Genomic DNA, 25,377 nt, shown 5'->3' on the forward strand with positions numbered 1-25,377 from the left:
CCCTCATTTTTGGCAACCAGTTCAGTGCTCATTGTGAACTGCCTGCGGCAAAAAAATGACCCGACCAGGTTGCCCCGGCCGGGTCACATCAAACTTCAATCAGTGCGAACAGTTCAGCGGGGCGAACCCACCGCTTCGATGATCACGCGGCGATCCGGTGCCAGGCATTCCACCAGCTTCTTGTTCTTGCCGTTGTCCTTGCCTTGGCAATCAGTGCCCGTCACGGCCTGGCTTTCGCCACGGCCTTCGATGTAGACGCGGTCAGCCGGGAGCCCTTGACCCACCAGGAAGTCCTTGACGGACTGCGCACGGCGCTCGGACAGCTTCTGGTTGTAGGCTTCGGAACCGATGCGGTCGGTGTGACCCACGGCCACCACGGCTTCCAGGTTCAAGGTCTTGACCTTGTCGGCAAAGTCGGTGAGCTTTTCTTTTCCCGAGGCCGACAAAGCAGACTTGTCGAACTGGAACAAGGCGTCAGCCGGGATCGTCACCTTTTGCGAAGTGGGCACCGGCGCAGGCGGCGGGACCATGGCTTCAGGTGGCGGCGTCACCACGGCCACCGGCTTGGGTTCACAAACCGCTTGGGGCATCAGGGGCTTGTCGCAAATGCAACCAGCGGGAAAATCACTGCCCACCACCGGGGTGTTCTGAGCCAATTCCGCCGTCCAGTAGCCAGTGCGCCAGCACTCGCCCGTCGAATTGCGCACGATCATGCGTTGCGAATCGAGCAGGTAGGGCGTGTTGGTGGACGCAGGCGGTACCGTGATCGACGGCAAGCTCTGTGCACGGGCACCGTTCGTGGCACCAAACGCAGCACACACCACCAGTGCAGCCACCATCAATTTGCGATTCATGATCAATCCTTTCAACACTAAAAACTCGGGAGACATTGAGAGTGATTGTGTCGAAGGGGGCAGGCACGCTCTGTCGGGCATGCCTTAGAACCCTGTAGGACGGCGCCGATATCCGTGTCAGCGGACGCCGACTTTGCGCATCCAGGGTTCACGTCGCATCTTCATCACTGCATGCACCAGCCATGGCTGACCACCAGCGACTGACCGGTCAGCGCATTGGTCGGGAAGGCCGCGAACATCAGCGCCACGTGGGCCACGTCCTGCGTGGTGGTGAACTCGCCATCCACCGTTTCTTTCAACATCACGTTCTTGATGACTTCGTCCTCGCTGATGCCCAGGGTCTTGGCCTGCTCGGGGATCTGCTTGTCCACCAAATGTGTGCGCACAAAACCAGGGCAGATCACGTTGGCACGCCCGCGTTGCTGACCAGGATATCCACCGTGCCAAAGCGATCCACCGTATCCTGGACAGCCTGATTGACTTGGTCCTCTTGCGTCACGTCCACCGCCAAACCAATGGCCTGCGCGCCCGTGGTCACCAGTTCAGCCGCCGTGGCATCGGCCGCCGCCTTGTTCACGTCGGCGATCACGATCCTGGCGCATTCCTTGGCAAACAGAATCGCGATCTCCTTGCCGATGCCGCTGGCCGATCCGGTGATGAAGGCAGTCTTGTCTTTGAGCAACATGGGGGTGGCCTGTGATGGGGTGAAGTCAAGAGAGTGCTCAACAGGTTAATCCCGTTTGGGTACCCGGCCTGTCGGCGTTGTCTGACAACATGCCGTGGCGTTGACTGATGCCAGCTCCCAGCCCCCCCACCTATTCTGACTTCACCGTTTGACACCTTGAGTCGTCAAGCCCTCAGACCCATCGAACACGGAAGGAACACACCATGAACCACCGCCTTTTACTGATTGCTCCGCTGACCGTCGGCCTGCTGGCCCTGGCCGCCTGTGACAACAAGACCCCCACCACTGAAACCGCTGGGCAAAAGCTGGACAGCGTCATCGTCAGCACCGAAAATAAATCAGAGCAGTTGAGCGCCGACGCCAAGGTCAATGCCGCCGAGGCCAAGAAGGACACGTCCGAAGCCTTGAGCGATGCCGCCATCACCACACGGGTGAATGCGCAGCTGGCGGCCGACCCGACGCTCAGCGCCATCAAGATCGACGTGGACACCAGCAATGGCCGCGTCCGCCTGACTGGCACCGCGCCCGATGACCAGTCCCGCGACCGCGCCACCACCATGGCTTCCGCCGTCAGTGGCGTGATCACCGTGGACAACCAATTGAAGATCGACAAGAAGTCCTGATCCCTTTTTGAAAGCAGCCCACAACGCTGCACAACCAGGAGCACCTCATGCTGCACTACGCCGTTGTCTTTTTCGTGATCGCAATCATCGCGGCCCTGTTTGGTTTTGGTGGCATTGCCGCCAGCGCCGCAGGCATCGCCAAATTGCTGTTCGTGGTTTTTGCCGTGCTGGCCGTGGCCAGTTTTCTCGTCAGTCTGATCAAGAAAACCTGACCTCCGTCGGTTGCCTTGAATTGCTGTTGATCACTCACCCAAAGGAACTTCCATGACTACCATCAAGTCCGTCCAACAAACCGCATCGCAATTCGCCGACGACGCCACCCAAAGCGCCGACGACGCCATCAAGTCCACCCAACGTGCAGCCAACAATGCGCTGGACAACCTGTCCGACAAGGTGCATGGCGTGAGCGACCAAGCCGCCCCGCTGATTGGCCGACTGAGCGCCCAAGCCGAAGCCTTGAGCCGCAAGACGGTTGACGCGGTGCGCGAAGGCTCCAAGCGCGCGCGCCTGCAAGCCACCAACGCGGCCAACTCCACCGTCAGCTACATCAAGGAAGAGCCAGTCAAGTCGGTGCTGATCGCAGCTGCTGCCGGTGCCGCGCTGTTCGCCATCGCCAAGTTGGTGAGCCGCAACCGCGACCGCGTGTAATCGCCCAGCCTTGTCCCAGGGAGTTGCCACATGATGCGTCCATTGCTTCGATTGATGGCCACCGAGCCAGAACTGCTGAGCGAGCATTTGCAGTCGTACGCGGAGTTGTTGGGTGAAGAAGTGGACAGCTTCCAGGGACAATTCAAACGCCACTGGATCATGTTCACGGTGCTGGCTTTGCTGGCGACCGTGACCCTGATCCTCAGTGGCGTTGGTCTCATGCTGTGGCTCATCACGCCCAGTGCTCAACTGCAGCAGCTGCAGGTGCCCTGGGCCCTGTGGCTGGTGCCCTTGGGCATGGCGGCGCTGTGCGCCGCCATCGCCGTGATCATGAAACAAGAAGAGCGCACACCCGGCTTCAAGGCCCTGCGCCAGCAGATCGCTGCCGACGTGGCCATGCTCAAGGAAGCCACCACGCCATGACCCACCCACGCCCCCCCCTGCCCGCCGAAATTCGCTTGCAACAGTCGCGCGAACGCATCCGTCTTTGGCTGACACCTCCTGATGAGGACACACCCGAAGACGACGAATCGACCGGCCACGCGCTGCCCCAGCAATTGCAGGCCTGGATGCGTGAGCTGCGCGAACACCCCATCCTGTCCTCCACCCTCGACGCCCTGCAGGGCTGGTGGGAAAGCCATCCTTGGCGCCCCGCCACCCACTTGGCGGGCGGCCTGGTCCGAGAAGCCCTTCAGCCCCTGGCCAACAAGCACCCGCTGGGCCTGGTGCTGGTGGCCGCTGCGATCGGCGGCTCGTTGGTCTGGTTCCGGCCAGGCCGCGGCATCGTCAAGGCATTGCTGCTCAAGGGTGTGGTCTCGCAATCGGTATTGGGCTTGGCCAAACAGCCCTTTGTCGGCGCGCTGGCCAACAATGTCATCACCTGGATCCACCAACTGTCCACGCCACGCGCAAAACCCTGACGACCGGCGTGCCAGTCAAAGCAAAAGAGCCTGCACCCTTCAAACGGTGCAGGCTCTTTGCCTTGCCAAACAAGGCCCCCGAAGAGGCCCGCTTGCTTACTTCTTGTAGTGAGCCTTGGCCTTGTCCACGCAGCTGGACTTGGCATCGCCCGACATGGCGTCACACTTTTCCTTGGCGACCTTGTACTCGGCGTCCATCTTGTCTTCAACAGCGTCTGTGGAGGCGTCGCCGACTTCCTTGTTCAGCTTGGCATCGGCCTTGGCCTTGACTTCGACGGCCTTCGCTTCCTTCACGCAGACGTCCTTGTCGTTGCCGGCCTTGTCATCGCACTTTTCCTTGGCGATGTCGTAGGCGGTTTCGGCCTTCACGTCGGCCAGGTGCTTGCGGTCGCCAGCCTTGCCGGTGTACTTGTATTCCAGCTCGGCCTTGGTGACCTTTTCCTTAGCCTTGGCTTCGGCGACGCAGACATCCTTGGCGTTGTCGCCCAACTTGTCGCAGGCTTCCTTGTCGGCCTTGTAAGTGGCGGTGGCAGCGTCCTTGCCGGCACGGTAGTCGGTCTTGGTGATCGCGGAAGCGGCGTTGGCATACGACACGGCGCTCAAACAGGCGGCGAGGACAGCGGCTTGGATGGTGGTGGTTTTGGACATGGTCAGTTCCTTGCGAGTAGTTGAGTTTTACACCCATCGTTGCCGACAGGCTGAACGCCAGTGTCCAAAACGCGCGACCTTTCCCCAACCGGACGGTGCCGCAAGCTGACGTAGTTTTTGTCCTACGCCATCGAGATCCAATGGCAGTCATCAAGCCACTGTAGGTGAGCTCCTACAAACAGCTAGGAGATCTTCCAATGGTGTGGCCCACAGGCGGCAGTGATAATTGATCAGGACCTTCACACACCCCACAGACCGAGCCGTCAATGACACCCCTGAAAGCCTTCATTGTTGAAGACAGCCCGGTGATTCGCGAGAACCTCATCGCGACGCTTGAGGAGATGGTGTCCTTGCAAGTGGTTGGCACGGCGGAAGACGAAGCCAACGCCGTGGCCTGGCTCAACGACGGCAAGAACGCTTGCGACTTGGTCATCGTCGACATCTTCATCAAACGAGGATCGGGGCTGGGCGTGCTGCAAAAAACCCACCCGACACCGTCGGCGCGCAAGCACGTCGTGCTCAGCAACTACGCCACGCCCGACATGCGCCGACGTTGCCTGGAGTTGGGCGCCGACCAGGTTTTTGACAAGTCCAACGAGATCGACAGCCTGATTGACTACTGCGTGGCGCTGGTCACTGAATCAAGCCGTTCTTGAGCGCGTAGTAAGTCAGGTCGCTGTTGGAGGCCAGGTTCATTTTTTCCATCACGCGCGAGCGGTAGGTGCTCACGGTCTTCACGCTGAGGGACATGCTGTCGGCCATGTGTCCAATGGTCTCGCCCTTGGCCAGCCTCAGGAAGACCTGAAACTCGCGCTCGGACAATTGCTCGTGCAAGGACTTGTCGGGATCGCCACCCAGGCCATCGGCCAGCATTTCGGCCACGCCAGCGGTGATGTACTTGCGGCCGCGGAACACGGTGCGGATAGCCTTGACGATCTCTTCCGGGTCGCACTCTTTGTTGAGGTAACCGCTGGCGCCCTGGCGCAGCAAGGTCAAGGCGTAATGCTCTTCAGGGAAACCGCTCAGGATCAGCACCGGCAGGTCGGGGGCACGGGCCCGGATGGCCGCCAGGGCATCGACACCGCTCTGGTCGGGCATGGACAAATCCATCACCAGGACATCGACATCACCCGCCCGCACCAGTTCCAGGGCCTCTCGGCCGTTGGAGGCTTCGCCCGTGACCTTGAGGTCCACCTGGTCAGAGAAGAACTGACGCAGCCCGGCGCGCACGATGGCGTGGTCGTCAATGATGGCAATTCGAATCATGGTCGACGGTCGATCAGTTGGAAGTAGGATGAATCAGTTTTGAGGAAACCGTGGTCCATGATGATAAGCCTGACACAGATCAAACGCAGCGCTTACGCCTTTCCGTTGGCGGCATTGGCGGCGCTGGCCATGCTCTTCATCAGCGAGACCTCGTACTGGCAGGCCACCGATTCCATGGACGACATGGGCATGATGGCCCAGGCACGCACGCAGATCAACACCCTGCTGCGCCGCCTGGTGGATGCCGAAACCAGCCAGCGCGGCTACCTGCTGACCAGCCGCAAAGAGTACTTGACCCCCTTGAACGGTGCCATCGACGACAGCAACGCCGCCCTCAAATGGCTGATTCCGTATTACGCCAAAGACGCGGCCAACCAGAAAAGCGCCCAGGAGTTGCAGATCCTGACGCAGCGCAAGCTGGGCGAGGTGGCCATCACCATCCGCCTGCACGATGAAGGCAAGGACGAAGCCTGGCGCGCCATGGTGCTGTCCAACATCGGCCAGCAGGACATGGAGTCGGTGCGGGCCGTGGCCACGCAGCTGCTGGAGGGCGAAACCGCCAAGGTCACCACCGCGCGCGAGGACGTGCACAACACCCTCATGCTCAACCGCATCGGCGTGGCCGCCATGACCGCCATCAGCTTCCTGGCGCTGACCATGTTCCTGGCGCAGACCAACGCGCTCAATGCCCAACGCCTGGCCCAAAGCCAGGCCATCCAGGCCGAGCGCGACCAGCTGGAGTTCGAGGTCAAGCGGCGCACCATGCACCTGACCGACCTGACCCGCTACCTGCAAACCATCCGCGAAGACGAGCGCGGCCGGCTTGCGCGCGAGTTGCACGACGAATTGGGCGCCTTGCTCACCGCCGCCAAGCTGGACGCCGCGCGCATCAAGTCGCGCCTGGGCACGCTCACGCCCGAGCTGGCCGAACGCATGGCCCACCTCAACGACAACCTCAACGAGGTGATCGCGCTCAAGCGCCGCATTGTCGAAGACCTGTGCCCGTCGTCCTTGAGCACCTTGGGCCTGGTGGCCGCCCTCGAGATCCAATCGCGCGAATTCGCCACGCGTTCGGGTTTGCAGGTCGATTGCCACCTCAACTCCGTCAGCCTCAGCCCCTCGGCGTCGCTGACCGTGTACCGCCTGGTGCAGGAGGCGTTCACCAACATCGCCAAATACGCCAAGGCCAACACCGTCACCGTGGACCTGAGCGCGCAGGATGGCCGGGCCTGCATTGCCGTCAAGGACGATGGCATGGGCTTCGATCCGTCGCAACAACCCAGCTCGGCGCACGGGCTGCTCGGCATGCGCTACCGGGTCGAGGCCGAAGGGGGTGAGCTGGTCCTGCAGTCATCAGCGGGGCAAGGCACGCGCATCAGCGCCACCGTGCCTTTGATCACCTGATCCGGCCGCCTTCCCAGCCCTGCTTGTAAGCCCCACGCGCGCCCCCGTTCGACCACAGTTGGACGGGGCGTCGTCCTACAGCTGAATGCGCGAAACGCTGATGCAACCCTGGCGTGCCGCCGCCTAAAGTTCCTACATCGACAGACACCAATTTCCTGGAGATGGCCATGCTGAAGTGGGCACTTTTTTTTGCAGTGATTGCCTTGGTGGCCGGCCTGTTCGGATTCACCGGCATTGCCGCCAGTGCTGCGGGCATCGCCAAGTTTTTGTTCGTGCTCTTCCTCGTCTTGTTCATCGTCGTGGTCGGCCTGGCCTTGCTGGGCATCGGCGCGATCAAAAAATAGCCAAGACGATCTGACTTTGTTTCCCGTTCCAAAAAGGAGAATTTCCATGTTTTTCAACAAACGCACCGCCGCTGTCCTGGCCCTGACCGCCTCCGCACTGATCATCATTCCCGGCTGCGCCGTGACGCGTGATCAATCCACCATGGGCGAGTACATCGATGACGCGGCCATCACCACCAAGATCAAGGCCAAGTTCGTGGATGCCAAGTCGGTAGACGCCGCCTCCATCAAAGTGGAAACCTTGAATGGCACCGTGATGCTGTCAGGCTTCGCCAAGAGCCAGAACGAGAAAGACTCCGCCGCCGCCATCGCCCGCGAAGTCAAGGGTGTGAAGTCGGTCAAGAACGAGATCGCGGTTCGCCCTTGATCTAGCTCGGCTAAATGTGGCGCCACCCGAAAAAGTTTTTGAACGATTTTGGGTGGCGTTGCCATGACAGGGAGGACCCATGAACTCGAACCCCCATGACCTGGATGGCGTCGATTTGTGGTTTTTCGGCGGGACGCCCGGCCCCGACGACCTTGACGAGGCCTGCACGCTGAAACGGCGCGGCGCCGTGCCAATCGATGAAGATGATGCCAGGATCCCCGCTTTTGCACACCGATGCCACTGTGGCGAGCTCCGCCCACGCCGCGCTTGTGCCGACTCGGTCAGCCATGGAGCCCTGCGCGAAGATCAAACTTTGCTGACGTCACTCCCGGGTTGATTTGCGTCAATCTGGCAGCATAAAGAAGTTGCGAATCGTTCGCATTTGAATTTAGAATGGGCACATGACCCATGCTCACCCCACCACCGCTTCTTCGTCCATCACCCTGGACACGCTGCCTGTGCGTGTGGTGGCCACCATCCGCAACATCCGCACCGCCACCAAAGACGGCGCCGCCCTCAAGCGCCGCCTGATGGAATTGGGCTTCGTGCCCGGCGAGCGGGTGGAAGTGTTGCGCCGCGTGTTCGCTGGCCGCGGCCCATTGGCCGTGCGCGTGGGCACCAGCACCTTCGCCATGCGCACCCTCGAATCCTCCCTGATCGAAGTCGTCCACGCCTGACTTTCCGAACCGGCAGTTCCGTCATGTCTGATGCGGCCTTCGCGCCTGTCCCCGCCTCCGCTTTACCCGCCCCGCTGATTGCCTTGGTGGGCAATCCCAATTGTGGCAAGACTGCGCTGTTCAACCGGCTGACGGGTGCTCGGCAAAAGGTCGGCAACTACGCGGGTGTGACGGTGGAGCGCAAGGAGGGCCAGTTCGTGTCGCCCGCAGGCCAGGTCTGGCGAGTGCTCGATTTGCCCGGCGCCTACAGCCTGCTGCCCACCACCCCTGACGAAGCCATCACCCGCGACGTGATCGCCGGCACCCGCGCCGGTGAAGCCAGCCCGGTGGGCCTGGTCTGCGTGGTCGATGCCACCAACCTGCGCCTGAACCTGCGCATGGTGCTGGAGCTGCAATCGCTGGACGCGCCCATGGTGCTGGTCATCAACATGATGGACCTGGCCCGCAAGCGCGGCATCCACATTGACGTGGCCAAACTGCAAGACGAGTTGGGCGTGCCCGTGATCGAAGCCGTGGCCGTGAAGGCCGGGGGCGAGCAAGCCTTGCTGGCGCAATTGGACCGGCTTGACTGGACCAGGCTGCCGGGCCAACCTGCCGTCCGGCCCATGGAGCGCATCGCCGCCATCCCGGTTGAGGCCACCCACCAGCGCGTGAGCGAGTTGCTGTCGCGGTGCGTGGTGACGCCCGCCACCGGCCCCAGCCTGACCACCCGGATCGACCAGTACGCACTGCATCCCGTGCTTGGCCCGGTGATCCTGGCCGTGTTGATGTTCCTGGTCTTCCAGGCCGTGTTCAGCTGGGCCGCCGCCCCCATGGAGCTCATCGACACGTCCATGGGCGCGCTGGGCGAATGGGTGGGCACGCAGATGGGCGAAGGCATGCTGCGCGGGCTGCTGGTGGACGGCATCATCAGCGGCGCCGGTGGCGTGCTGGTGTTCCTGCCGCAGATCCTGATCCTGTTCTTCTTCATCCTGGCACTGGAAGACTCCGGCTACCTGCCCCGGGCCGCCTTTTTGCTCGACCGGGTGATGGGCAGCGTCGGCCTGTCGGGCCGCGCCTTCATCCCGCTGCTGTCCAGTTTTGCCTGCGCCATCCCCGGGATCATGGCCACGCGCACCATCGCCAATCCGCGCGACCGCCTGGTGACCATCCTGATCGCGCCTTTGATGACCTGCTCGGCCCGCTTGCCGGTGTACGCCTTGCTCATCGCCGCCTTCATCCCCAGCCAGACCGTGGGCGGCATCTTCAACCTGCAAGGCCTGGTGCTGTTTGCCCTGTACGCGGCAGGCATCCTGGCAGGCCTGTTCGTGGCGCTGGTGCTCAAACTGTTCATGCGCCAGTCGCACGCGCAGCCCTTGCTGATGGAGCTGCCCGACTACCACTGGCCTCACTTGCGCAACCTGGCGCTGGGTTTGTGGGAACGCGCGCAGATTTTTGTCACCCGCGTGGGCACCATCATCCTGGCCTTGATGGTCATCCTGTGGTTTTTGTCGACCTACCCGGCCCCGCCGCTGGACGCCACCGGCCCTGCCATCGAGTACAGCTTGGCAGGCATGGCCGGTCGCGCGCTGCAGGTGATTTTTGAGCCGATTGGTTTCAACTGGCAGATCTGCATTGCGCTGGTGCCCGGCATGGCCGCGCGTGAAGTGGCGGTCAGCGCCCTGGGCACGGTGTACGCCATGTCGCAAACGGGCGATGCCCTGACCGGCGCGCTGACCACGGTGATCGGGCAAGCCTGGTCCCTGCCCACCGCCTTGTCCCTGATGACCTGGTTCGTGTTCGCGCCGCAATGCCTGTCCACCGTGATCGTGGTCAAGCGGGAAACCAATGGCTGGACCGTGCCCCTGGCCATGACGGCCTACCTGTTCGCACTGGCCTATGCCGCTTGCTGGGTGGTTTACCGCCTGGCCCTGGCCTGGGGCGCTTGAGCATGAACGGCAGCCCGCTCTGGCAAGAGTTGGTGGCGATGAGCATCGTGCTCACGGCGGTGGCCTACCTGGGCCGACGCTGGTGGCCCGCCTTGGCCTCATTGCTGGGCTTGAAAACCGCGCCTGCGGCCGCCAAAGCGGCCTGCGGTCAGGCCAGCGGCGCTTGCCAACAATGCGGCTCTTCAGGCGCCACGCCTCATCGAGATCACCGCATCACGGTCGTGCGGTCGCGCAAATAGCCACAGAGTGCGCATGACAACCCCTTGCCTCAGGGGTGTGCACCCCTCGCAAAGGGGGTGACGCCACGACAAAGCGGGCCCTACACTTGGTGCCACAACTTAACATCAGGTCTTCTACCAATCCTATGCGTCCTTTGTTTGCCATCGCACCACTGGCTCTGGCGTTCGTCCTCCTCGGACCGACCACGACCGAAGCCTCGTCCGCCGCCAGCCCCTCGCTGGTCGCGAAGGTGTGGCACCTGGTGTTTGACCGCGAGGGCACCCCTGCCCAGGTCAAACCCGCCGACAACCTGACCACCACCGCGACCCTGGCCCCGTAAGCCGACTAGGCACTACACTAGCCACTGCTCCGGGGTGTGCCTCGCGATGAACCACTGTTCACCGTGCTGCGCTGAGATGGTCCAAGACCGAACCCGCTGAACTTGATCCGGCTCATACCGGCGAAAGAAGAGCTGTACCTGATGGGGACCTCCGCCTGCCAAGGGCACGGTCCCGGCCGATGGAAGCATTCCGTCTCGCCCAGGCACCCCTCGGAGCATGTGATTCACCACTGCCACCCGAGGACCCGCCCATGAACGCACCCGATCCTGCTGTCGCCCTGGCCAGCCTAAGCGAACTCGCGCGCCTGACACGCGAACCTTTGCCCGCGTCCCGCAAGATCTACGTGGAGGGCAGCCAGCCCAGCGTGCGCGTGCCCATGCGCGAGGTCTCACTGACCAATGGCGAAGCAATCACTTTGTACGACTGCTCCGGCCCCTACTCCGACCCCACGGTGGAGATCGACGTGACGCGCGGCTTGCCGCCCGTGCGCGAGGCGGCCATCCTGGCGCGCGGCGACACCGAATCGTACGAAGGCCGCAGCATCCAGGCGGTGGACGATGGCCTCAAGCCCGACGAGCGCCACGACGAGCGCATGACCGCCCTGCGCCACGCCGCCGCCGCTTTGCAACGCACGCCCCGCCGCGCCAAATCCGGCCAGAACGTGACGCAGATGCACTACGCCCGCCAAGGCATCATCACGCCCGAGATGGAGTACGTGGCCATCCGCGAAAACCAGCGCAGGCTGGAGATGGCCGATGGTGTGGGCGATTGGCGCACCGCCTACACCCAGGATGCCGAGCGTGAAACCCGCCTGCGTGGCAACCCCATGGGCGCCCTGATCCCGCGCGAGATCACACCCGAATTCGTTCGCTCGGAAGTGGCCCGAGGCCGCGCCATCATCCCGGCCAACATCAACCACACCGAGCTGGAGCCGATGGCCATTGGCCGCAACTTCCTGGTCAAGATCAACGCCAACATCGGCAACTCGGCCGTCACCTCGTCGATCGAGGAAGAAGTTGAAAAGCTCGTGTGGGCGATCCGCTGGGGCGCCGACAACGTGATGGATTTGTCCACCGGCAAGCACATCCACACCACGCGCGACTGGATCGTGCGCAACAGCCCGGTGCCGATTGGCACCGTGCCCATCTATCAAGCGCTGGAGAAGGTGGGCGGTGTGGCCGAAGACCTCACCTGGGCCATCTACCGCGACACGCTGATCGAACAAGCCGAGCAGGGCGTGGACTACTTCACCATCCACGCTGGTGTGCGCTTGCCCTTCATCCACCTGACCGCTGGGCGCCGCACCGGCATCGTCTCGCGCGGCGGCTCGATCCTGGCCAAGTGGTGCATCTCGCACCACAAAGAGAACTTTTTGTACACGCACTTCGAAGAGATCTGCGAGATCATGAAGGCGTACGACGTGAGCTTCTCGCTGGGCGACGGCCTGCGTCCGGGCTCCTTGAGCGATGCCAATGACGAGGCCCAGTTTGCCGAGCTGCGCACCCTGGGCGAACTCACGCAGATCGCCTGGAAGCACGATGTGCAGACCATGATCGAAGGCCCAGGCCACGTGCCCATGCACCTGATCCAGGCCAACATGGACGAGCAGCTCAAGACCTGCCATGAAGCGCCCTTCTACACCCTGGGCCCATTGACCATCGACATCGCGCCGGGCTACGACCACATCGCCAGTGCGATTGGCGCGGCCATGATCGGCTGGATGGGCACGGCCATGCTCTGCTACGTGACACCGAAGGAGCACCTGGGCCTGCCCAACCGCGACGACGTCAAGCAGGGCCTGATCGCCTACAAGATCGCGGCGCACGCGGCCGACGTGGCCAAGGGCCATCCGGGCTCGCGGGCGCGTGACGATGCGCTGTCACAAGCCCGTTTCGACTTCCGCTGGCAGGACCAGTTCAACCTGGGCCTGGACCCGGAAACCGCGCGCGACTTCCACGACGAGACGCTGCCCAAGGATGCCTCCAAGGTGGCGCACTTCTGCTCGATGTGCGGCCCCAAGTTCTGCTCGATGAAGATCACGCAGGAGGTGCGCGAATTCGCCGCCAAAGGCATGCAGGACAAGTCGGCTGAGTTCAAGCAGGTGGGTGGCGAGCTGTACATTCCGATCAGGTCGGAAGCGCCCAAGGCCTGAGCAGGCACCAGCACCGTGCAAAGCATGAACATCGGCATCGCGGGAGCGGGCCTGCTGGGCCGACTGGTCGCCTGGAGCCTGGCACACGCGGGCCACCGTGTCAGCGTTTTCGATCCGTCAAGCGGCCCTGCGCCGCGTTTTGACGGGCAAGGCGCGGCAGGCTTCACGGCGGCGGGCATGCTCAGCCCCACGGCCGAGCGCGAGACCGCCGATGCCGACCTGGCCCAACGTGGCTGGCAGTCCATCGACCGCTGGCAAGCCATCACTGATCGGCTCAGCCAGGCCCAGCCAAGCCTGCCCAGGCTGTTTGAACGGCAAGGCAGCTTGCTGGTGGCCCATGGCAGCGACCAGGGCGCCGCACGCCGCGTGCTGGCCCGTTTGGTGGATGACGTTGACCCGGGCGCGGCGGCACAACCCCAGGTTCTGGACGCCGCAACCCTCACCCAGCTTGAGCCCTCGTTGCACAGCACCATGGGCCGCCTTCACGCCTGGATGCTGGCGGGCGAGGCCCACATCGACACGGTGCGTACCTTGCAGCACTTGCACGACGATGCCCCTGACGTGCAATGGCACTGGGCGCAGCCTGTGCAGCACATCCAGGCGGGCCAATTGGACGGCCGCCCGTATGACTGGGTGTTCGACCTGCGGGGCGTGGGCGCCAAGGCCAGCTGTGCAGTGCGCGGTGTGCGCGGCGAGATCGTCTGGCTGCACGCCCCCGGCCTGGGCTTGAAGCGCCCGGTGCGCCTGCTGCACCCGCGTCACCGCGTCTACGTCGTGCCCCGGCCCGGCGATGTGGTGCTGGTGGGTGCCAGCGAGATCGAAACCGAAGACCGCTCACCCATGTCACTGCGCAGCGCAGTCGAATTGATGGCCGCTGCCCACAGCGTGCTGCCCGCCCTGGCTGAAAGCCGCATCATTCGCATGGACACCAACCTGCGCCCGGCCCTGCCCGACCACCGGCCCGAGTGCCATGTCGAGCCCGGCTTGGTGCGCATCAATGGGCTGTACCGCCACGGGTGGTTGTTGGGCCCCTCTCTGGTGGACGAGGCCCTGGGCCAAACTGGATTGCTGACATGACCCACATCACCGTGCACACCGACCAAGGCGCCCAGCAATTGCCCACAGGCAGCACCGTGGCCGATCTGCTGGACCGCCTGAATCAGGCCAGAGCCCTGGACGACCACGCCGTGGCCACCGCCGTCAACGGCGAGTTCGTGCCGCGCAGCGAACGCGCACAACACACCTTGCAAGACGGCGACGCGGTGCTGTGTTTCAGCGCCATCACAGGAGGCTAAGGATGGAACCCTGGCACATCGGCAACACGCCACTCACCAGCCGCTTCCTGCTGGGCACGGCCGGTTACCCGTCGCCGCAAGTCTTGCGCGACGCCATCATCGCCAGCGGCAGCCAGGTGCTGACCCTGGGCCTCAAGCGCACGCTGGCCGTGCCTGGTGGCGGCGACAACGGTTTCGTCGACATCATCCGCACCACCGCGCGCGAACAAGGCGCCCACTTGCTGCCCAACACCGCCGGTTGCCGCAGCGCCCGCGAGGCCATCACCCTGGCCCACATGGCGCGCGAGCTGCTGGGCACGCACTGGGTCAAGCTCGAAGTGGTGGGTGACGAACAGACCTTGCAGCCCGATCCTTTTGAACTGGTCGATGCCGCGCGCCAACTGGTCAGCGATGGTTTCGAGGTGCTGCCCTATTGCACGGACGACCTGGTGACCTGCCAGCGCCTGGTCGATGCGGGCTGCCGCGTCTTGATGCCCTGGGGCGCCCCCATTGGCTCGGGCCTGGGCCTGCTCAACCCCTGGGCCTTGCGGACCCTGCGCGCGCGCCTGCCCAACACCACCTTGATCGTCGATGCGGGCCTGGGCGCGCCGTCGCACGCCACCGCGGCCATGGAGCTCGGTGTAGACGCCGTGCTGCTGAACTCGGCCGTGTCGCAATCGGGCGACCCGGTGCGCATGGCCACGGCCTTTCGCCACGCGGTCCAGGCGGGGCGCACCGGCTTTGAAGCGGGCTTGATGCCCACCAGCGACGTGGCCGTGGCCACCACACCGGTGGGCGGCCAACCTTTCCTGCTCTTGTGATGCCCGCAACGACACCCCCCCCCATCATCTGGAGCATCGCTGGCCATGACAGCAGCGGCGGCGCCGGGCTGAGCGCCGACCAGCGCGCCGCCGACGCCCTGGGGGTGCACCTGTGCCCCGTCGTCGCGGCCATCACCGCGCAAAACTCGCAAGGCGTGCAGGCCGTGTTCCCCGTGGACGCCAGCACCCTGGAAGCCCAGCTTGCCGCGCTGGCGCTGGACCTGCCGCCCCGCGCCATCAAGACCGGCCTGCTGGGCACCGTGGCCGCCATCAAAGCGGTGGCACGCTGGGTGGATCACCTGCGCGCCGCCACACCGCCAGGCGTCGATCCGCATCGGCAACTGGCTTTGGTCATCGACCCGGTGCTGGGCGCCTCGGCCGGTGGGGCCGCCTTTGCCGACCCCCAGGTGCTGAGCGCCTACCGCAAGCTGCTGATCCCCCGCGCCACGGTGATCACGCCCAACCGCGTGGAAGCGGCGCGTTTGCTGGCCTGGCCCCAAGCCAGCCATGACATCGACCAAGCCTTGGTGCCCGAGATGGCGCGCCAGCTTCAAGCCATCGGGGCGCGCGGCGTCGTCATCACCGGGGGGGATGCCCCAAGCACCCTCAAGGCCGCCGCAGCGCCCATGGCCCAAGCGGTCGACTGGCTGCAGACCCCACATGCCGCGGGCTGGTTGACGGCGCCCCGCATCGACACGCGCCACACGCATGGCACCGGCTGCACCTTCGCCAGCGGCGTGGCCGCTGCGCTGGCCCTGGGCCATGTCGAGGCCGATGCCGTCGTGCTGGCCAAGATGCTCACGCACCACGCCTTGAGCCAAGGCCATGGCGCCGGTCAAGGCGCGGGACCGGTCATGGCAGGCCCGGGCTTCGCCCAAGGCCCGCGCCATGCCGGGGCGCCGCTGCCTTGGCTGGGCCTGGACGAGCAGTTGCCGTGGGCCTTGCAAGGCACGCGCTTCGCCCCCTTCCACGCCCCGCCCGAAGGCCTGTACGGCATCGTCGACAGCGCCGAACGCATCAAGGATGGCGTGAGCAGCGGCTTGCGACTGCTGCAGTTGCGCCGAAAGACCAAAGACGCTGAGCTGGCCAAGCAATTGGCCACCAGCCTGGACACCTGCGCCTCGGCCCAGGCCAGCCTGTTCGTCAACGACCATTGGCGCGAAGCCCTGGCCTTGAACGCTGGTGCCGATGCGCCACTGGGCATCCACCTGGGTCAGGAAGACCTGCTGTCCTTGAGCCCGCCCGACCAGGCCCTGCTGCGTCAGCACAGCGCCCGACTGCAGTTGGGCCTCAGCTCGCACAGCCTGTGGGAGCTGGCCCGCGCTGCCGGTTGCGGCGCCAGCCTGATCGCGTGCGGACCGGTCCTGCCCACCACCACCAAGGAGATGCCATGGCAAGCGCAAGGGCACGACAACCTGCGCTGGTGGGTGGCCCACAGCCCCGTGCCCGTGGTCGCCATCGGGGGCCTGCTGAGCCCGGATGATGTCCGTGAAGCGGCCAATTGCGGCCCCGCCGCTGTCTGTGTGGTGCGCGGCCTGGGCAGCACCTTGTCCCAAACGCAAGCCGCCCTGCCTGCTTTTCAAAACGCGGTGCTCAGCGGGCGCGCCGGGCTGCAGGATGGCCCGGTGCCGCTGCCGCACCCGGTGCTTTAGGCGCTCACACCCGCTCCAGCACCACCGCGATGCCCTGCCCCACCCCAATGCACATGGTGACCAGGGCGTAGCGCCCGCCAATGCGGTGCAACTGGTTCACCGCCGTCAAGGCCAGCCGCGCCCCCGAGGCCCCCAGTGGGTGCCCCAAGGCAATGGCGCCGCCATTCGGATTCACGCGCGGATCCGCGTCGTGCAGGCCCCACTGGCGCATCACCGCCAAGCCCTGTGCGGCAAAGGCCTCGTTCAACTCGATCACGTCCATCTGATCGATCGTCATGCCCAGGCGGGCCAGCAGCTTGAGCGATGCGGGCGCGGGCCCAATGCCCATGATGCGCGGTGGCACACCCGCCACGCCCATCCCCACGATGCGCGCCAGCGGCGTCAACCGGTGTTCGCGCGCGGCCACTTCGGAAGCCACCAGCAAGGCACAAGCGCCATCGTTGATGCCTGAGGCATTGCCCGCCGTCACGGTGCCCTCGGGCGTGACCACGCCCTTGAGCCTGGCCAGCGATTCGAGCGTGGTCTCGCGCGGGTGCTCGTCTTTCGACACCAAAACCGCCTCGCCCTTTTTCTGCGCGATGCTCACGGGCGTGATCTCGGTGTCAAAGAAGCCCGCCAGTTGAGCGGCCACGGCCTTGCGCTGCGAGGCCAGTGCGAACAGATCCTGGTCCTCTCGGCCCACGGCGAATTCGCGGGCCACGTTCTCGGCGGTCTCGGGCATCGAATCAATGCCGTGCTGGGCCTTCATCAAGGGGTTCACGAAACGCCAGCCAATGGTGGTGTCAAACGTGGTCACGTTGCGGCTGAAAGCGCTGTCGGCCTTGGCCGTCACGAAAGGCGCGCGGCTCATGCTCTCCACACCTCCGGCGATCATCAGGTGGGCCTCACCCGAGCGGATGGCGCGTGCGGCCGTGCCCAGGGCGTCCAGGCCCGAACCGCACAGACGGTTGATGGTGGCACCTGGCACGTCCATGGGCAAACCGGCCAGCAAGGCCGCCATGCGGGCGACATTGCGGTTGTCTTCGCCCGCCTGGTTGGCGCAACCGTAGAGCACGTCGTCGATCAGGGCCGGGTCCAGGCTGGGGTGGCGCGCCAGCAAGGCCCGCAAGGGCGCGGCCGCCAGGTCGTCGGTGCGCACCGAAGACAAGGCCCCGCCGTAGCGGCCGAAAGGCGTGCGCAGGCCATCGCAGATGAAAGCGTCGTTCCGCATGGTTCGGTCTCCTACAGGCCTTCGTCAGACAACCACTGGCGCAGGGTGCGCACCATGTCGCGGTCGTTGTGCAGCCAGGCGTTGTGGCGGTAGTCGTTGAAATACGCTTCTTCGGCCGACAACTCGCTGACGCTTTCGTACACAAAGCGCAGCAACATCTGGCCGGGCTGGGGCTCTTCGATCGTGATCGTCAGGCGGATGGGGGTGGTGTCGCCGTGCGGCTCGGGCGTGAATTCCAGCTTCTGAAAAGCGTCGGCCTGCACCTCGTCCTTCATGGCGTTGGCACCGAAATTCACGGTGCGCTGGATCACGCCGGGCTCAAGCTCGCGCCAGTCGCAGCTGTCGGGCCCCAGGGGAAAGCGCTGCGGCGTGTGCACACGGGCCATCAGGCCGCGCCACAGTTGCTCGCGCGTGAAGGGTGGCACCACCGTCTGGACGGCCGTGCTGGCGGCATTGATCTCGATCAGGTGTTCAAAACGCATGGCCTGAGCTTATCGCAACAGCGATCCTGGGCTGCATGCCGATCTGACGCAAAGGTCACCCGCGTCAACCCCCGCCCGTGGCCGAATTCCAGGGCAGGCCCCTCTGGCGAGTCGCTTGGCGCTCCCCCGGTGTCTGGCCTACACTGGGGCCTGTTTTGACCGTTTCAGCACTGCTTTGTCCGCAGTCCAGCCCATGCCTTCCAGCCTACTCGCCAGCCCTTCGCCCACCCAGACCACCCCGCAGACGGTTCAATGGCTGCCCAAGGCCGCGCTGAACGCCCATGGTTGCGGCGGCGACTGCACCACGCCGGAAGACGACACCGGCGCCCGCTGGCCCCGCGCCGAGGTGCTGGCCCTGTTCAACCTGCCCTTCAATGACCTGATGTGGCAAGCCCAGCAGGTTCACCGCCAGCATTGGGATGCCAACGAGGTCGAACACGCCACCTTGCTGTCGGTCAAGACCGGCGGCTGCGAAGAAGACTGCGGCTATTGCCCGCAAGCGGCCCGCTACGACACCGGCGTCAAGGCCAGCAAGCTGATGTCGCCCGAGCAAGTGCGCGAAGCCGTGGTGGCCGCCAAAGAAGCTGGCGCCAGCCGCTTCTGCATGGGCGCCGCCTGGCGCGCCCCCAAAGACCGCGACATCGAGAAAGTGGCCGAGCTGATCGGCGTGATCAAGCAAGAAGGCCTAGAGGCCTGCTGCACCCTGGGCATGCTGACCGAACCGCAAGCCCAGTCGCTCAAGAACGCCGGCCTGGATTACTACAACCACAACCTGGACACCGCGCCCGAGCTGTACGGCGACATCATCACCACGCGCGACCAGCAAGACCGCCTGGACACGCTCTCGCACGTGCGATCGGCCAGCATCAAAGTGTGCAGCGGCGGCATCGTGGGCATGGGCGAAACGCGCGAAGGCCGCGCCGGGCTGATCGCCCAATTGGCCAACCTGCCCACGCACCCCGAATCCGTGCCCATCAACGACCTGGTGCGCGTGCCCGGCACGCCCTTGGCCGACACCCCACCGCTGGATCCACTGGAGTTCGTGCGCACCATCGCCGTCGCACGCATCACCATGCCCACGGCGCGCGTGCGCCTGTCGGCCGGGCGCCAGCAGATGAGCGAGGCCGTGCAGGCCATGTGCTTCCTGGCGGGCGCCAACTCCATCTTCTATGGCGACAAGCTGCTGACCACGGGCAACCCAGAGGTCGAACGCGACCGCGCCCTGCTGAGCAAGCTGGGTTTGCGCAGCGGCAAGGCCGTCACGGCGCGCATCGAAGCGGTCTGATCGCTGGAAATCCCGGGGTGACCCGGGCGCCACACTGCATCGAAGTTTCATGCACGGCCTTGAACGCCGCACCATAATCACCCGAACCCTCGGGGGGGTGCAGGAGCGCATTGATGCCGATTTCCCATCGGACGCGATACAGCCTTCGGGCAACGCTGGGTTATGCCGTGTTCGCGGCATTGTGGATATTCCTGTCGGACCGGGTGCTGGCCACCTTCAGCGACGTGACGGCCATCACGCACTTTTCCACCCTCAAAGGTATTTTTCTTCATCCTGGTGACCGCGGTCATGCTGTGGTTCACCCTTCAGCATGTGCCGGACGACGCCGAAGGCAGTCTGTCCGATGAGCCGCCACCCAAGGCCTCGGTCGCGGGCCTGCTCTGGGGTCTGCTCATCCCCCTGGTAGCCGCCACCATCCAATGGACCTTCTGGTCCACCATCCAGCCCATCGCCCTGCTGCTGTTCTACCCAGCCGTGTTCGCGGCATCCTGGTGGGGCGGGGGGCTGGCGGGTATCGTGGCCACCATGCTGTCTGCAGGGCTGGCCTGGTTCCTGTTCATGTCAGCCGCCAACACCTCGGTGGTGGCCATCGGTGTTTTTTTCGCCATGGGCATCCTGATGAGCCGGGTCATCCAATGGTTGCGGCAGACCGAGCAGCGGGCCGCCAACAGCCGATTCAAAGCCCTCGTTGAACAATCGCTGGCAGGCATCTACATCGTCCAGGGTGAGCACCTGCGCTATGCCAACCCGGAGTTCGCGCGGATGATGGGCTACGACCGCCCCGAACAACTGATTCACAAAGTGCCTTGGCGCGATCTGGTGATGCCGCAGGATCAGGCCAGCGTGATCGAGCAAATGCAAAGGCGCCTGGATGGCCTCGACCAGGAGATGCGCCATGCCTTTTCCGGGCGCCGCCGTGATGGCAGCGTGGTGCAGCTGGAGGTTCACGGCCGCAGCGTGTCCACCAGCAACGGCACGGTGATCATCGGACTGGCGCTGGACGTGAGCGAAAGGCACCGCACCGAAGCAGCCTTGTTGCGCAGCGAGCAACTGTTGCGTGCGGTGATCGACGGCACCACCGATGCTATCTTCGTCAAAGACCAGCACGGCCGCTACATCATGGTCAACCAGTCCGCCGCGAACTTCCTGGGCCGCCCCTTCGACCAGATCATTGGCCACATTGACCAAGACCTGTTCTCACCCGAGTCTGCCGCGCTCATCATGGCCGGTGACGAGGCGCTCAGGCAAAACGGGCGCACCGTGACCACCGAAGACCACCTCACCCTGCGCGACGGCAGGCGGATGACTTTCCTGGTCACCAAGGGCCCAGTGTTTGACGCGCAGGGCCAGATGGCCGGCATGTTTGGCATGGCCCGCGACATCACGGCCAACGTGGTCGTCCAGGAAGCCTTGCGCGACAAGCAGGCCTTGCTGGACCGCATGAGCACGCTCGCCAAGGTGGGCGGGTGGAGCATCGACGTCGCCACGATGCGGGGTACCCGTACCGATGGTGCGGCGCGCATCCTCGACCTGGACCCCAGCTTGCCAGAGTCGATGTCCATCACGGATGGCCTGCGCTATTTCCAGGGCAGCGAACGCAGCAAGATTTCTGAGACCTTGCGCCGCGCCATTGACCAGGGCGAGTCCTATGCCATGGAGCTGGAGCTGATCAGCGAACAAGGCGTGCGCAAATGGATTCGCACCCAGGGCGAGCCCATCTGGCAGGACGGCAAGGTGGTGCGCATCGAGGGCGCCATCCAGGACATCAGCGAAATCCAACAGGCCCGATTGGCCTTGCAGGCCCACCAGGAACAGCTGGAGCAAACCGTGCGGCAGCGCACCGTGGAGTTGGACACCGCCCGCCAGGAGGCCGAGCGCCTGAGCCAGATCAAGACCGAGTTCCTGGCCAACATGAGCCACGAGATCCGCACGCCGCTCAATGGCGTGCTGGGCCTGGCGCAGATCGGCCACCGTGACCATGGGGGGGCCGCGCATCAGATCTTCGCGCAAATCATCGACTCGGGCCGATTGTTGCTGGGCATCATCAACGACATCCTCGATTTCTCGAAGATTGAGGCGGGCAAGCTGAACATCGAGACGCTGCCGGTCAATCTGCAAGAGTTGCTGGCCCGTGCCACCGCGCAGTTCAGCGAGCGCGCGCAGGCCAAGGGCATTGGCTTGCACACGCACTTGAGCCCCGAGCTGCCGGTGCTGTGCAACAGCGACCCCTTGAGGCTGGAGCAGATCCTGTTGAACTTGCTGTCCAACGCGGTCAAGTTCACGGCACGTGGCGAGGTGAGCGTGTCGGCGGCAGCGCGGGATGGGCAACTGGTGCTGACCGTGGCCGACACCGGCATCGGCATGAGTGCCGCTCAGTTGAGCGAGTTGTTCCGCCCCTTCGAGCAAGCCGATGGTTCGACCACCCGCCAGTATGGCGGCACCGGCCTGGGCCTCACGATCACGAAGCGCTTGGCGGAGATGCTGGGTGGCGAGGTCCATGCGCACAGCGAACTGGGGCAAGGCACGCGGTTTGAGGTGGTGCTTCCGCTGGTCAGCACGCTTCAGCCCGCGCTGCCGCTCAGGGCGCCGACGGGCGATGCCGAGCCTGTCAACAGCGAGGCGCCTGCGCCTCAGGCCGGTCAACGCCTGGGGGGTTTGCGCGTGCTGGCGGCCGAGGACAACCAGGTGAACCAGTGGGTGCTGAAAGAGTTGCTGCAGATTGAGGGCGCCCTGGTCACGATGGTGGACAGCGGCCAGGAGGCTTTGGCCTGCCTGACGCTGAATGGCGCACAGGCTTTTGACGTGGTGTTGATGGACATCCAGATGCCAGGCATGGATGGCTACGAGACCACGCGCCGCATCAAGGTGATGGCCCCCAGCCTGCCTGTGATCGGCCAGACAGCGCACGCGATGGCGGAAGAGCGCACCAAATGCCTGGCGGCGGGCATGGTGGACCTGGTGGTCAAGCCCATCAACCTGGAAGACCTGGTGCGGACGGTGAGCGGCCATGCCAAAGTGAACCGCATGGGGGTTTGATCCCTGGTGATGTCGGCGGCGGGGCCATCGTGAGGGTGCTTCTTCGGGTGAGCGCGGGGCGAGGGCTGGGGCGGTCTCCGTCAGGGCTTCGGCTTGGTGGTCCCGCTGAAGCGGGACTGCCTTGCGATGCTCATGCCGAGGTGGGGCCGTGGAACTCACTGCGCGGATTGCATCCGCTTCGTTCAGACAACCACGGCCGGTCAGATGACGATGCACGCTGCCGCGTGCCCACCTCGGCACTCCGCTTCTCAGCACCAAGCCAGGCGCCCTGCCGGAGACCGCCCAGCCCTTTTGCCGCCCCGCTGGTGGCGTGCCACGGTTGCAGTCGTGCTGCGCCACCAGCGGGGTGGATCAGGGATGAGGCGCAGGCGGGCGGGGCGACTTCGGGGGCGTCGAGGCGCGCAGCCCAGGGCGGAAAAAGGATCGTCCGCTGTCTGAGCCCTGCAAGGGCGAGTTTCGGACGATCCCCGCCCTGGGCGAGCACCGAGAGCAGTCCGCCGCAACGCGGTGGACCGACCCCGCAGGAGCCCCGCCCGCCTGCGCCGCACCCCCACCCCGCGCTGTCAAAAAAAGAGCCCCCTCAGCACGCCTGAAACGATCACCGCTTCTTAGGCACCCAAGCCCAAACCATCTCGCACTGGACAGGCTCCCCACCCGATTCGTCCGTGATGCTGACCGGCACAGTGACCTCACCCTTCTCCTGCGTCCGAATCTGGTGAATCTGATCAGGCCGCAACTGGGCCACCGCCTTCATGTCGCCCTGCGCCCGCTTGAGGTAATCCACCTTCATGGTCTTGATCAGGGGCAGCTTGTCATCCGGCACGTTCATGCCCACGCAAAACCCGGTGGCCGTTTCAGCCAGCAAGGCCATGGCCGCAGCGTGCACCCCCTTGATGTGGTTCTGCACCTTGCGCCGATTGCGGATGGTGACCACCACGCGCTCGTTCGAGATCTCCTCAAACCGCAGGCTGGCCGAACCCACCATGGGCACCACATTGCCAAGAACGAAACTGGTCAGCCAAGGGCTCAAACCAGATGGCAAGCCCTGAAAACGGGCGATGGTGCGGCTGAGTTGATTGGGCTTGGTGCTGCTGCTCATGCGGACTCCAGGTGGACACGAGGCCGCATGGTAGCCGCACCAGCGGCCCGGATCACGTGGTGAGCAGGCTGGACAAGGTGCCAGCGTTGAAGGATGCCAAACCCGGATTGATCGCGCTGAGGTCACCCGACGGCACGCCCATCCAGCGTCCGAGGGAGCCCGCCAACTGCTGCACTCCCATCGTGGGCAGCAAGCGCCCCTGGCCGGTGTCGCTCTCGCCCCCCAGGCCCGCATTGGGCAACTGGCCATACAAATTGGCGCCACGCACCGCGCCGCCCATCACCAGGTGGTGGCCACCCCAACCATGGTCCGAGCCATCGCCGTTGCTGCTCAGCGTGCGGCCAAAGTCACTGGCGGTGAAGGTGGTCACGTTGGGGGCCACGTTCAGCTCGTCGAGCGCAGCCTGAAAGCTCACCAGGCCTGAGGCCAGCTGGCCCAGCAGCACGGCATGGCGGCTGAGCAGGTTGTCGTGCAGGTCAAAGCCGGGCAGCGACACGAAAAAGACTTGCCGACGCATGCCCAGGCGGTCGCGCGCCGCGATCAGTTGCGCCACCATCCGCAGCTGGTTGGCCAACGGATTGGCGCCGTCAAAAGCCGTGGCCAGCGCGGGTGTGGCCCCCATGGCCGTTTGCAGTTGGGCATTGACATCAATGGCGCGAGCCATGACGCGGGCGTGCTCACTGGCCAGCACATGGGCTTGCGAGGTCTGCGTGACCAATTGCCGGAATGCGGCCTCGCACGTGGCCGAACCGAACAGGCCGCCATTGAGCGCGTACAGCGAAGGCACGCCCGCCGGGTTGACCATGTAGGGCACCGCCGTGCGACCCGACAGGTAGACCGCGTTGCCCGACGTGTTGATGCAGGTCAGCGAGGCCCGGCCATTGCCGGACAGCACCGCATCGGCCGACCTGCCGCCCCAGCCCGCCAGCGTGCCTTCCGGCCCATAAGACTGCCAGGCCGATTGTTGGTCGTTGTGCGAGAAGAGCTTGGCGGGCAAGGGCACAGAACGGGCCTGGTACTGGGCCAGCGTTGTCGGCTGAACCAGGGGGCCGATGTTGAGCAGCCAAGCCAGGCGCCCCGCGTCGTACAAAGGCTTGAGCGGTGCCAGGCTGGGCGCCATGGCCACCTGTCGCCCACCCAGGCTGTTGGACAAGGCCGTGGCGGCCAGGCTGTCGCGTCCCAAGGCGATGCCGCCACGCGCGGCGGCGTAGGCTGCGTAGCTGCCCTCGTCGAAAGGGATCAGCGTGTTGCCATGGTCGTTGCCACCTTGCAGGAAGACGCAGACCAGGGCCTTGTAGTCGGTGCTGGCGGACGACTGCGCGGCCGCTTCGGCCATGGTGGCCAGATTGATGGCGAAAGGCGTGGCAGCACCGGCCAGGGACAAGGCGGCGCCACGTTGCAGGAAGGTGCGGCGGCTGAGGGAATCGGAAGTCATGGTCACA

At 64.7% G+C, this 25,377-nt stretch carries 27 protein-coding genes, 1 pseudogene and 1 riboswitch; of the genes and pseudogenes, 20 read left to right on the forward strand and 8 right to left on the reverse strand.

The genetic code is table 11. From position 1 onward, the window contains the following. Positions 1-113 precede the first annotated feature (113 nt). Together PSV38_RS01660 and PSV38_RS01665 are read right to left on the reverse strand one after the other, a co-directional pair. A complete protein-coding gene (locus tag PSV38_RS01660; protein WP_300544096.1) occupies positions 114-854 on the reverse strand; it encodes an OmpA family protein in 741 nt (246 codons plus the stop codon). A 164-nt stretch (positions 855-1,018) separates the two neighbouring features. Then, positions 1,019-1,539: pseudogene (locus tag PSV38_RS01665) on the reverse strand (SDR family NAD(P)-dependent oxidoreductase). Between the two features lie 203 nt (positions 1,540-1,742). Here PSV38_RS01665 and PSV38_RS01670 point away from each other — a divergent pair. From PSV38_RS01670 to PSV38_RS01690, 5 genes are read left to right on the forward strand one after another with little or no spacing between them, the layout of a single operon-like run. Continuing rightward, positions 1,743-2,162, forward strand: a complete 420-nt coding sequence (locus tag PSV38_RS01670) for a BON domain-containing protein (RefSeq protein WP_300544098.1) — start codon at positions 1,743-1,745, stop codon at positions 2,160-2,162. Positions 2,163-2,209: 47 nt separating this feature from the next. Further along, the gene (locus tag PSV38_RS01675; protein WP_230180303.1) at positions 2,210-2,374 is read left to right on the forward strand and encodes a DUF1328 family protein; all 165 of its coding nucleotides are present in this window, start codon (positions 2,210-2,212) and stop codon (positions 2,372-2,374) included. A 52-nt stretch (positions 2,375-2,426) separates the two neighbouring features. After that, a complete protein-coding gene (locus PSV38_RS01680) occupies positions 2,427-2,810 on the forward strand; it encodes a hypothetical protein (RefSeq protein ID WP_300544101.1) in 384 nt (127 codons plus the stop codon). 30 nt (positions 2,811-2,840) lie between these two features. Then, the gene (locus PSV38_RS01685; RefSeq protein ID WP_300544103.1) at positions 2,841-3,233 is read left to right on the forward strand and encodes a hypothetical protein; all 393 of its coding nucleotides are present in this window, start codon (positions 2,841-2,843) and stop codon (positions 3,231-3,233) included. Next, complete coding sequence (locus tag PSV38_RS01690) at positions 3,230-3,730, forward strand: hypothetical protein (protein ID WP_300544105.1); 501 nt, start codon at positions 3,230-3,232, stop codon at positions 3,728-3,730. Before PSV38_RS01685 ends, PSV38_RS01690 begins: the two co-directional genes overlap by 4 nt. A gap of 96 nt (positions 3,731-3,826) precedes the next feature. Here PSV38_RS01690 and PSV38_RS01695 read toward each other — a convergent pair whose 3' ends face one another. Continuing rightward, positions 3,827-4,378, reverse strand: a complete 552-nt coding sequence (locus PSV38_RS01695) for a hypothetical protein (protein WP_300544107.1) — start codon at positions 4,376-4,378, stop codon at positions 3,827-3,829. 266 nt (positions 4,379-4,644) lie between these two features. Between PSV38_RS01695 and PSV38_RS01700 the strand changes: the two genes are divergently transcribed. Continuing rightward, entirely contained in the window at positions 4,645-5,034 is a 390-nt protein-coding gene (locus tag PSV38_RS01700; RefSeq protein ID WP_300544109.1) for a response regulator, read from the forward strand. Here PSV38_RS01700 and PSV38_RS01705 read toward each other — a convergent pair. Next, positions 5,012-5,644 (reverse strand): response regulator transcription factor, encoded by a 633-nt coding sequence (locus PSV38_RS01705; protein ID WP_290663328.1) that lies wholly within the window; start codon positions 5,642-5,644, stop codon positions 5,012-5,014. The two genes, PSV38_RS01700 and PSV38_RS01705, sit on opposite strands and share 23 nt — an antisense overlap. A 57-nt stretch (positions 5,645-5,701) precedes the next feature. On the opposite strand from PSV38_RS01705, the gene PSV38_RS01710 reads away from it, so the two are divergent. The 12 genes from PSV38_RS01710 to PSV38_RS01765 all read left to right on the forward strand — a co-directional run bounded on the left by PSV38_RS01710 (position 5,702) and on the right by PSV38_RS01765 (position 16,823). Next, a complete protein-coding gene (locus PSV38_RS01710) occupies positions 5,702-7,048 on the forward strand; it encodes a CHASE3 domain-containing protein (protein ID WP_300544114.1) in 1,347 nt (448 codons plus the stop codon). A 167-nt stretch (positions 7,049-7,215) separates the two neighbouring features. Then, the gene (locus PSV38_RS01715; RefSeq protein WP_300544117.1) at positions 7,216-7,392 is read left to right on the forward strand and encodes a DUF1328 family protein; all 177 of its coding nucleotides are present in this window, start codon (positions 7,216-7,218) and stop codon (positions 7,390-7,392) included. Positions 7,393-7,438: 46 nt separating this feature from the next. Then, complete coding sequence (locus PSV38_RS01720) at positions 7,439-7,759, forward strand: BON domain-containing protein (RefSeq protein WP_300544119.1); 321 nt, start codon at positions 7,439-7,441, stop codon at positions 7,757-7,759. Between the two features lie 401 nt (positions 7,760-8,160). Further along, positions 8,161-8,436 carry a FeoA family protein gene (locus PSV38_RS01725; RefSeq protein WP_300544122.1) on the forward strand — a complete coding sequence of 92 codons (276 nt, stop codon included), beginning with the start codon at positions 8,161-8,163 and terminating at the stop codon, positions 8,434-8,436. Between the two features lie 23 nt (positions 8,437-8,459). After that, the gene (locus PSV38_RS01730; protein WP_300544124.1) at positions 8,460-10,364 is read left to right on the forward strand and encodes a ferrous iron transporter B; all 1,905 of its coding nucleotides are present in this window, start codon (positions 8,460-8,462) and stop codon (positions 10,362-10,364) included. Between the two features lie 2 nt (positions 10,365-10,366). Continuing rightward, positions 10,367-10,603, forward strand: a complete 237-nt coding sequence (locus PSV38_RS01735; protein WP_300544127.1) for a hypothetical protein — start codon at positions 10,367-10,369, stop codon at positions 10,601-10,603. A gap of 125 nt (positions 10,604-10,728) precedes the next feature. Further along, positions 10,729-10,923, forward strand: coding sequence for a hypothetical protein (locus PSV38_RS01740; RefSeq protein WP_300544129.1), 195 nt, complete (start codon positions 10,729-10,731; stop codon positions 10,921-10,923). Between the two features lie 20 nt (positions 10,924-10,943). Continuing rightward, positions 10,944-11,069, forward strand: a riboswitch (TPP riboswitch). Between the two features lie 105 nt (positions 11,070-11,174). Further along, positions 11,175-13,076, forward strand: a complete 1,902-nt coding sequence (gene thiC, locus PSV38_RS01745) for a phosphomethylpyrimidine synthase ThiC (protein WP_300544132.1) — start codon at positions 11,175-11,177, stop codon at positions 13,074-13,076. Positions 13,077-13,100: 24 nt separating this feature from the next. Further along, positions 13,101-14,153 carry an FAD-dependent oxidoreductase gene (locus PSV38_RS01750; protein ID WP_300544134.1) on the forward strand — a complete coding sequence of 351 codons (1,053 nt, stop codon included), beginning with the start codon at positions 13,101-13,103 and terminating at the stop codon, positions 14,151-14,153. Beyond that, a complete protein-coding gene (thiS, locus tag PSV38_RS01755) occupies positions 14,150-14,371 on the forward strand; it encodes a sulfur carrier protein ThiS (RefSeq protein WP_300544136.1) in 222 nt (73 codons plus the stop codon). Before PSV38_RS01750 ends, thiS begins: the two co-directional genes overlap by 4 nt. Before the next feature lie 2 nt (positions 14,372-14,373). Continuing rightward, a complete protein-coding gene (locus PSV38_RS01760; RefSeq protein ID WP_300544138.1) occupies positions 14,374-15,171 on the forward strand; it encodes a thiazole synthase in 798 nt (265 codons plus the stop codon). Further along, positions 15,171-16,823, forward strand: coding sequence for a bifunctional hydroxymethylpyrimidine kinase/phosphomethylpyrimidine kinase (locus PSV38_RS01765; RefSeq protein ID WP_300544140.1), 1,653 nt, complete (start codon positions 15,171-15,173; stop codon positions 16,821-16,823). The genes PSV38_RS01760 and PSV38_RS01765 overlap by 1 nt, the downstream gene beginning before the upstream one ends. Positions 16,824-16,827: 4 nt before the next feature. Here the strand turns inward: PSV38_RS01765 and pcaF are convergent, their stop codons facing one another. Further along, the gene (gene pcaF / locus PSV38_RS01770; RefSeq protein WP_300544142.1) at positions 16,828-18,033 is read right to left on the reverse strand and encodes a 3-oxoadipyl-CoA thiolase; all 1,206 of its coding nucleotides are present in this window, start codon (positions 18,031-18,033) and stop codon (positions 16,828-16,830) included. Positions 18,034-18,044: 11 nt separating this feature from the next. After that, on the reverse strand, positions 18,045-18,515 hold the full coding sequence (locus PSV38_RS01775; RefSeq protein ID WP_300544145.1) for an AtaL-like protein: 471 nt from the start codon (positions 18,513-18,515) through the stop codon (positions 18,045-18,047). Positions 18,516-18,708: 193 nt separating this feature from the next. Between PSV38_RS01775 and bioB the strand changes: the two genes are divergently transcribed. After that, positions 18,709-19,800: a biotin synthase BioB gene (gene bioB, locus PSV38_RS01780; protein ID WP_366526631.1), complete on the forward strand. Its 1,092-nt coding sequence runs from the start codon at positions 18,709-18,711 to the stop codon at positions 19,798-19,800. Positions 19,801-20,088: 288 nt separating this feature from the next. After that, complete coding sequence (locus PSV38_RS01785; protein ID WP_300544147.1) at positions 20,089-22,836, forward strand: PAS domain S-box protein; 2,748 nt, start codon at positions 20,089-20,091, stop codon at positions 22,834-22,836. A 598-nt stretch (positions 22,837-23,434) separates the two neighbouring features. On the opposite strand, the gene PSV38_RS01790 is transcribed toward PSV38_RS01785, so the two are convergent. Further along, positions 23,435-23,935 carry a DUF4442 domain-containing protein gene (locus PSV38_RS01790; protein ID WP_300544149.1) on the reverse strand — a complete coding sequence of 167 codons (501 nt, stop codon included), beginning with the start codon at positions 23,933-23,935 and terminating at the stop codon, positions 23,435-23,437. Between the two features lie 52 nt (positions 23,936-23,987). Beyond that, a complete protein-coding gene (locus tag PSV38_RS01795) occupies positions 23,988-25,370 on the reverse strand; it encodes a DUF1501 domain-containing protein (RefSeq protein WP_300544152.1) in 1,383 nt (460 codons plus the stop codon). Positions 25,371-25,377 lie beyond the last annotated feature (7 nt).

Source organism: Aquabacterium sp. (genome assembly GCF_029946005.1).
Classification (GTDB): Bacteria; Pseudomonadota; Gammaproteobacteria; order Burkholderiales; family Burkholderiaceae_C; genus Aquabacterium.

Coding starts and splice junctions, on each gene's coding strand:
- PSV38_RS01660 (WP_300544096.1), bottom strand. CDS start 854: ATGAATCGCAAATTGATGGTGGCTGCACTGGTGGTGTGTGCTGCGTTT.
- PSV38_RS01670 (WP_300544098.1), top strand. CDS start 1,743: ATGAACCACCGCCTTTTACTGATTGCTCCGCTGACCGTCGGCCTGCTG.
- PSV38_RS01675 (WP_230180303.1), top strand. CDS start 2,210: ATGCTGCACTACGCCGTTGTCTTTTTCGTGATCGCAATCATCGCGGCC.
- PSV38_RS01680 (WP_300544101.1), top strand. CDS start 2,427: ATGACTACCATCAAGTCCGTCCAACAAACCGCATCGCAATTCGCCGAC.
- PSV38_RS01685 (WP_300544103.1), top strand. CDS start 2,841: ATGATGCGTCCATTGCTTCGATTGATGGCCACCGAGCCAGAACTGCTG.
- PSV38_RS01690 (WP_300544105.1), top strand. CDS start 3,230: ATGACCCACCCACGCCCCCCCCTGCCCGCCGAAATTCGCTTGCAACAG.
- PSV38_RS01695 (WP_300544107.1), bottom strand. CDS start 4,378: ATGTCCAAAACCACCACCATCCAAGCCGCTGTCCTCGCCGCCTGTTTG.
- PSV38_RS01700 (WP_300544109.1), top strand. CDS start 4,645: ATGACACCCCTGAAAGCCTTCATTGTTGAAGACAGCCCGGTGATTCGC.
- PSV38_RS01705 (WP_290663328.1), bottom strand. CDS start 5,644: ATGATTCGAATTGCCATCATTGACGACCACGCCATCGTGCGCGCCGGG.
- PSV38_RS01710 (WP_300544114.1), top strand. CDS start 5,702: ATGATGATAAGCCTGACACAGATCAAACGCAGCGCTTACGCCTTTCCG.
- PSV38_RS01715 (WP_300544117.1), top strand. CDS start 7,216: ATGCTGAAGTGGGCACTTTTTTTTGCAGTGATTGCCTTGGTGGCCGGC.
- PSV38_RS01720 (WP_300544119.1), top strand. CDS start 7,439: ATGTTTTTCAACAAACGCACCGCCGCTGTCCTGGCCCTGACCGCCTCC.
- PSV38_RS01725 (WP_300544122.1), top strand. CDS start 8,161: ATGACCCATGCTCACCCCACCACCGCTTCTTCGTCCATCACCCTGGAC.
- PSV38_RS01730 (WP_300544124.1), top strand. CDS start 8,460: ATGTCTGATGCGGCCTTCGCGCCTGTCCCCGCCTCCGCTTTACCCGCC.
- PSV38_RS01735 (WP_300544127.1), top strand. CDS start 10,367: ATGAACGGCAGCCCGCTCTGGCAAGAGTTGGTGGCGATGAGCATCGTG.
- PSV38_RS01740 (WP_300544129.1), top strand. CDS start 10,729: ATGCGTCCTTTGTTTGCCATCGCACCACTGGCTCTGGCGTTCGTCCTC.
- thiC (WP_300544132.1), top strand. CDS start 11,175: ATGAACGCACCCGATCCTGCTGTCGCCCTGGCCAGCCTAAGCGAACTC.
- PSV38_RS01750 (WP_300544134.1), top strand. CDS start 13,101: ATGAACATCGGCATCGCGGGAGCGGGCCTGCTGGGCCGACTGGTCGCC.
- thiS (WP_300544136.1), top strand. CDS start 14,150: ATGACCCACATCACCGTGCACACCGACCAAGGCGCCCAGCAATTGCCC.
- PSV38_RS01760 (WP_300544138.1), top strand. CDS start 14,374: ATGGAACCCTGGCACATCGGCAACACGCCACTCACCAGCCGCTTCCTG.
- PSV38_RS01765 (WP_300544140.1), top strand. CDS start 15,171: ATGCCCGCAACGACACCCCCCCCCATCATCTGGAGCATCGCTGGCCAT.
- pcaF (WP_300544142.1), bottom strand. CDS start 18,033: ATGCGGAACGACGCTTTCATCTGCGATGGCCTGCGCACGCCTTTCGGC.
- PSV38_RS01775 (WP_300544145.1), bottom strand. CDS start 18,515: ATGCGTTTTGAACACCTGATCGAGATCAATGCCGCCAGCACGGCCGTC.
- bioB (WP_366526631.1), top strand. CDS start 18,709: ATGCCTTCCAGCCTACTCGCCAGCCCTTCGCCCACCCAGACCACCCCG.
- PSV38_RS01785 (WP_300544147.1), top strand. CDS start 20,089: ATGCTGTGGTTCACCCTTCAGCATGTGCCGGACGACGCCGAAGGCAGT.
- PSV38_RS01790 (WP_300544149.1), bottom strand. CDS start 23,935: ATGAGCAGCAGCACCAAGCCCAATCAACTCAGCCGCACCATCGCCCGT.
- PSV38_RS01795 (WP_300544152.1), bottom strand. CDS start 25,370: ATGACTTCCGATTCCCTCAGCCGCCGCACCTTCCTGCAACGTGGCGCC.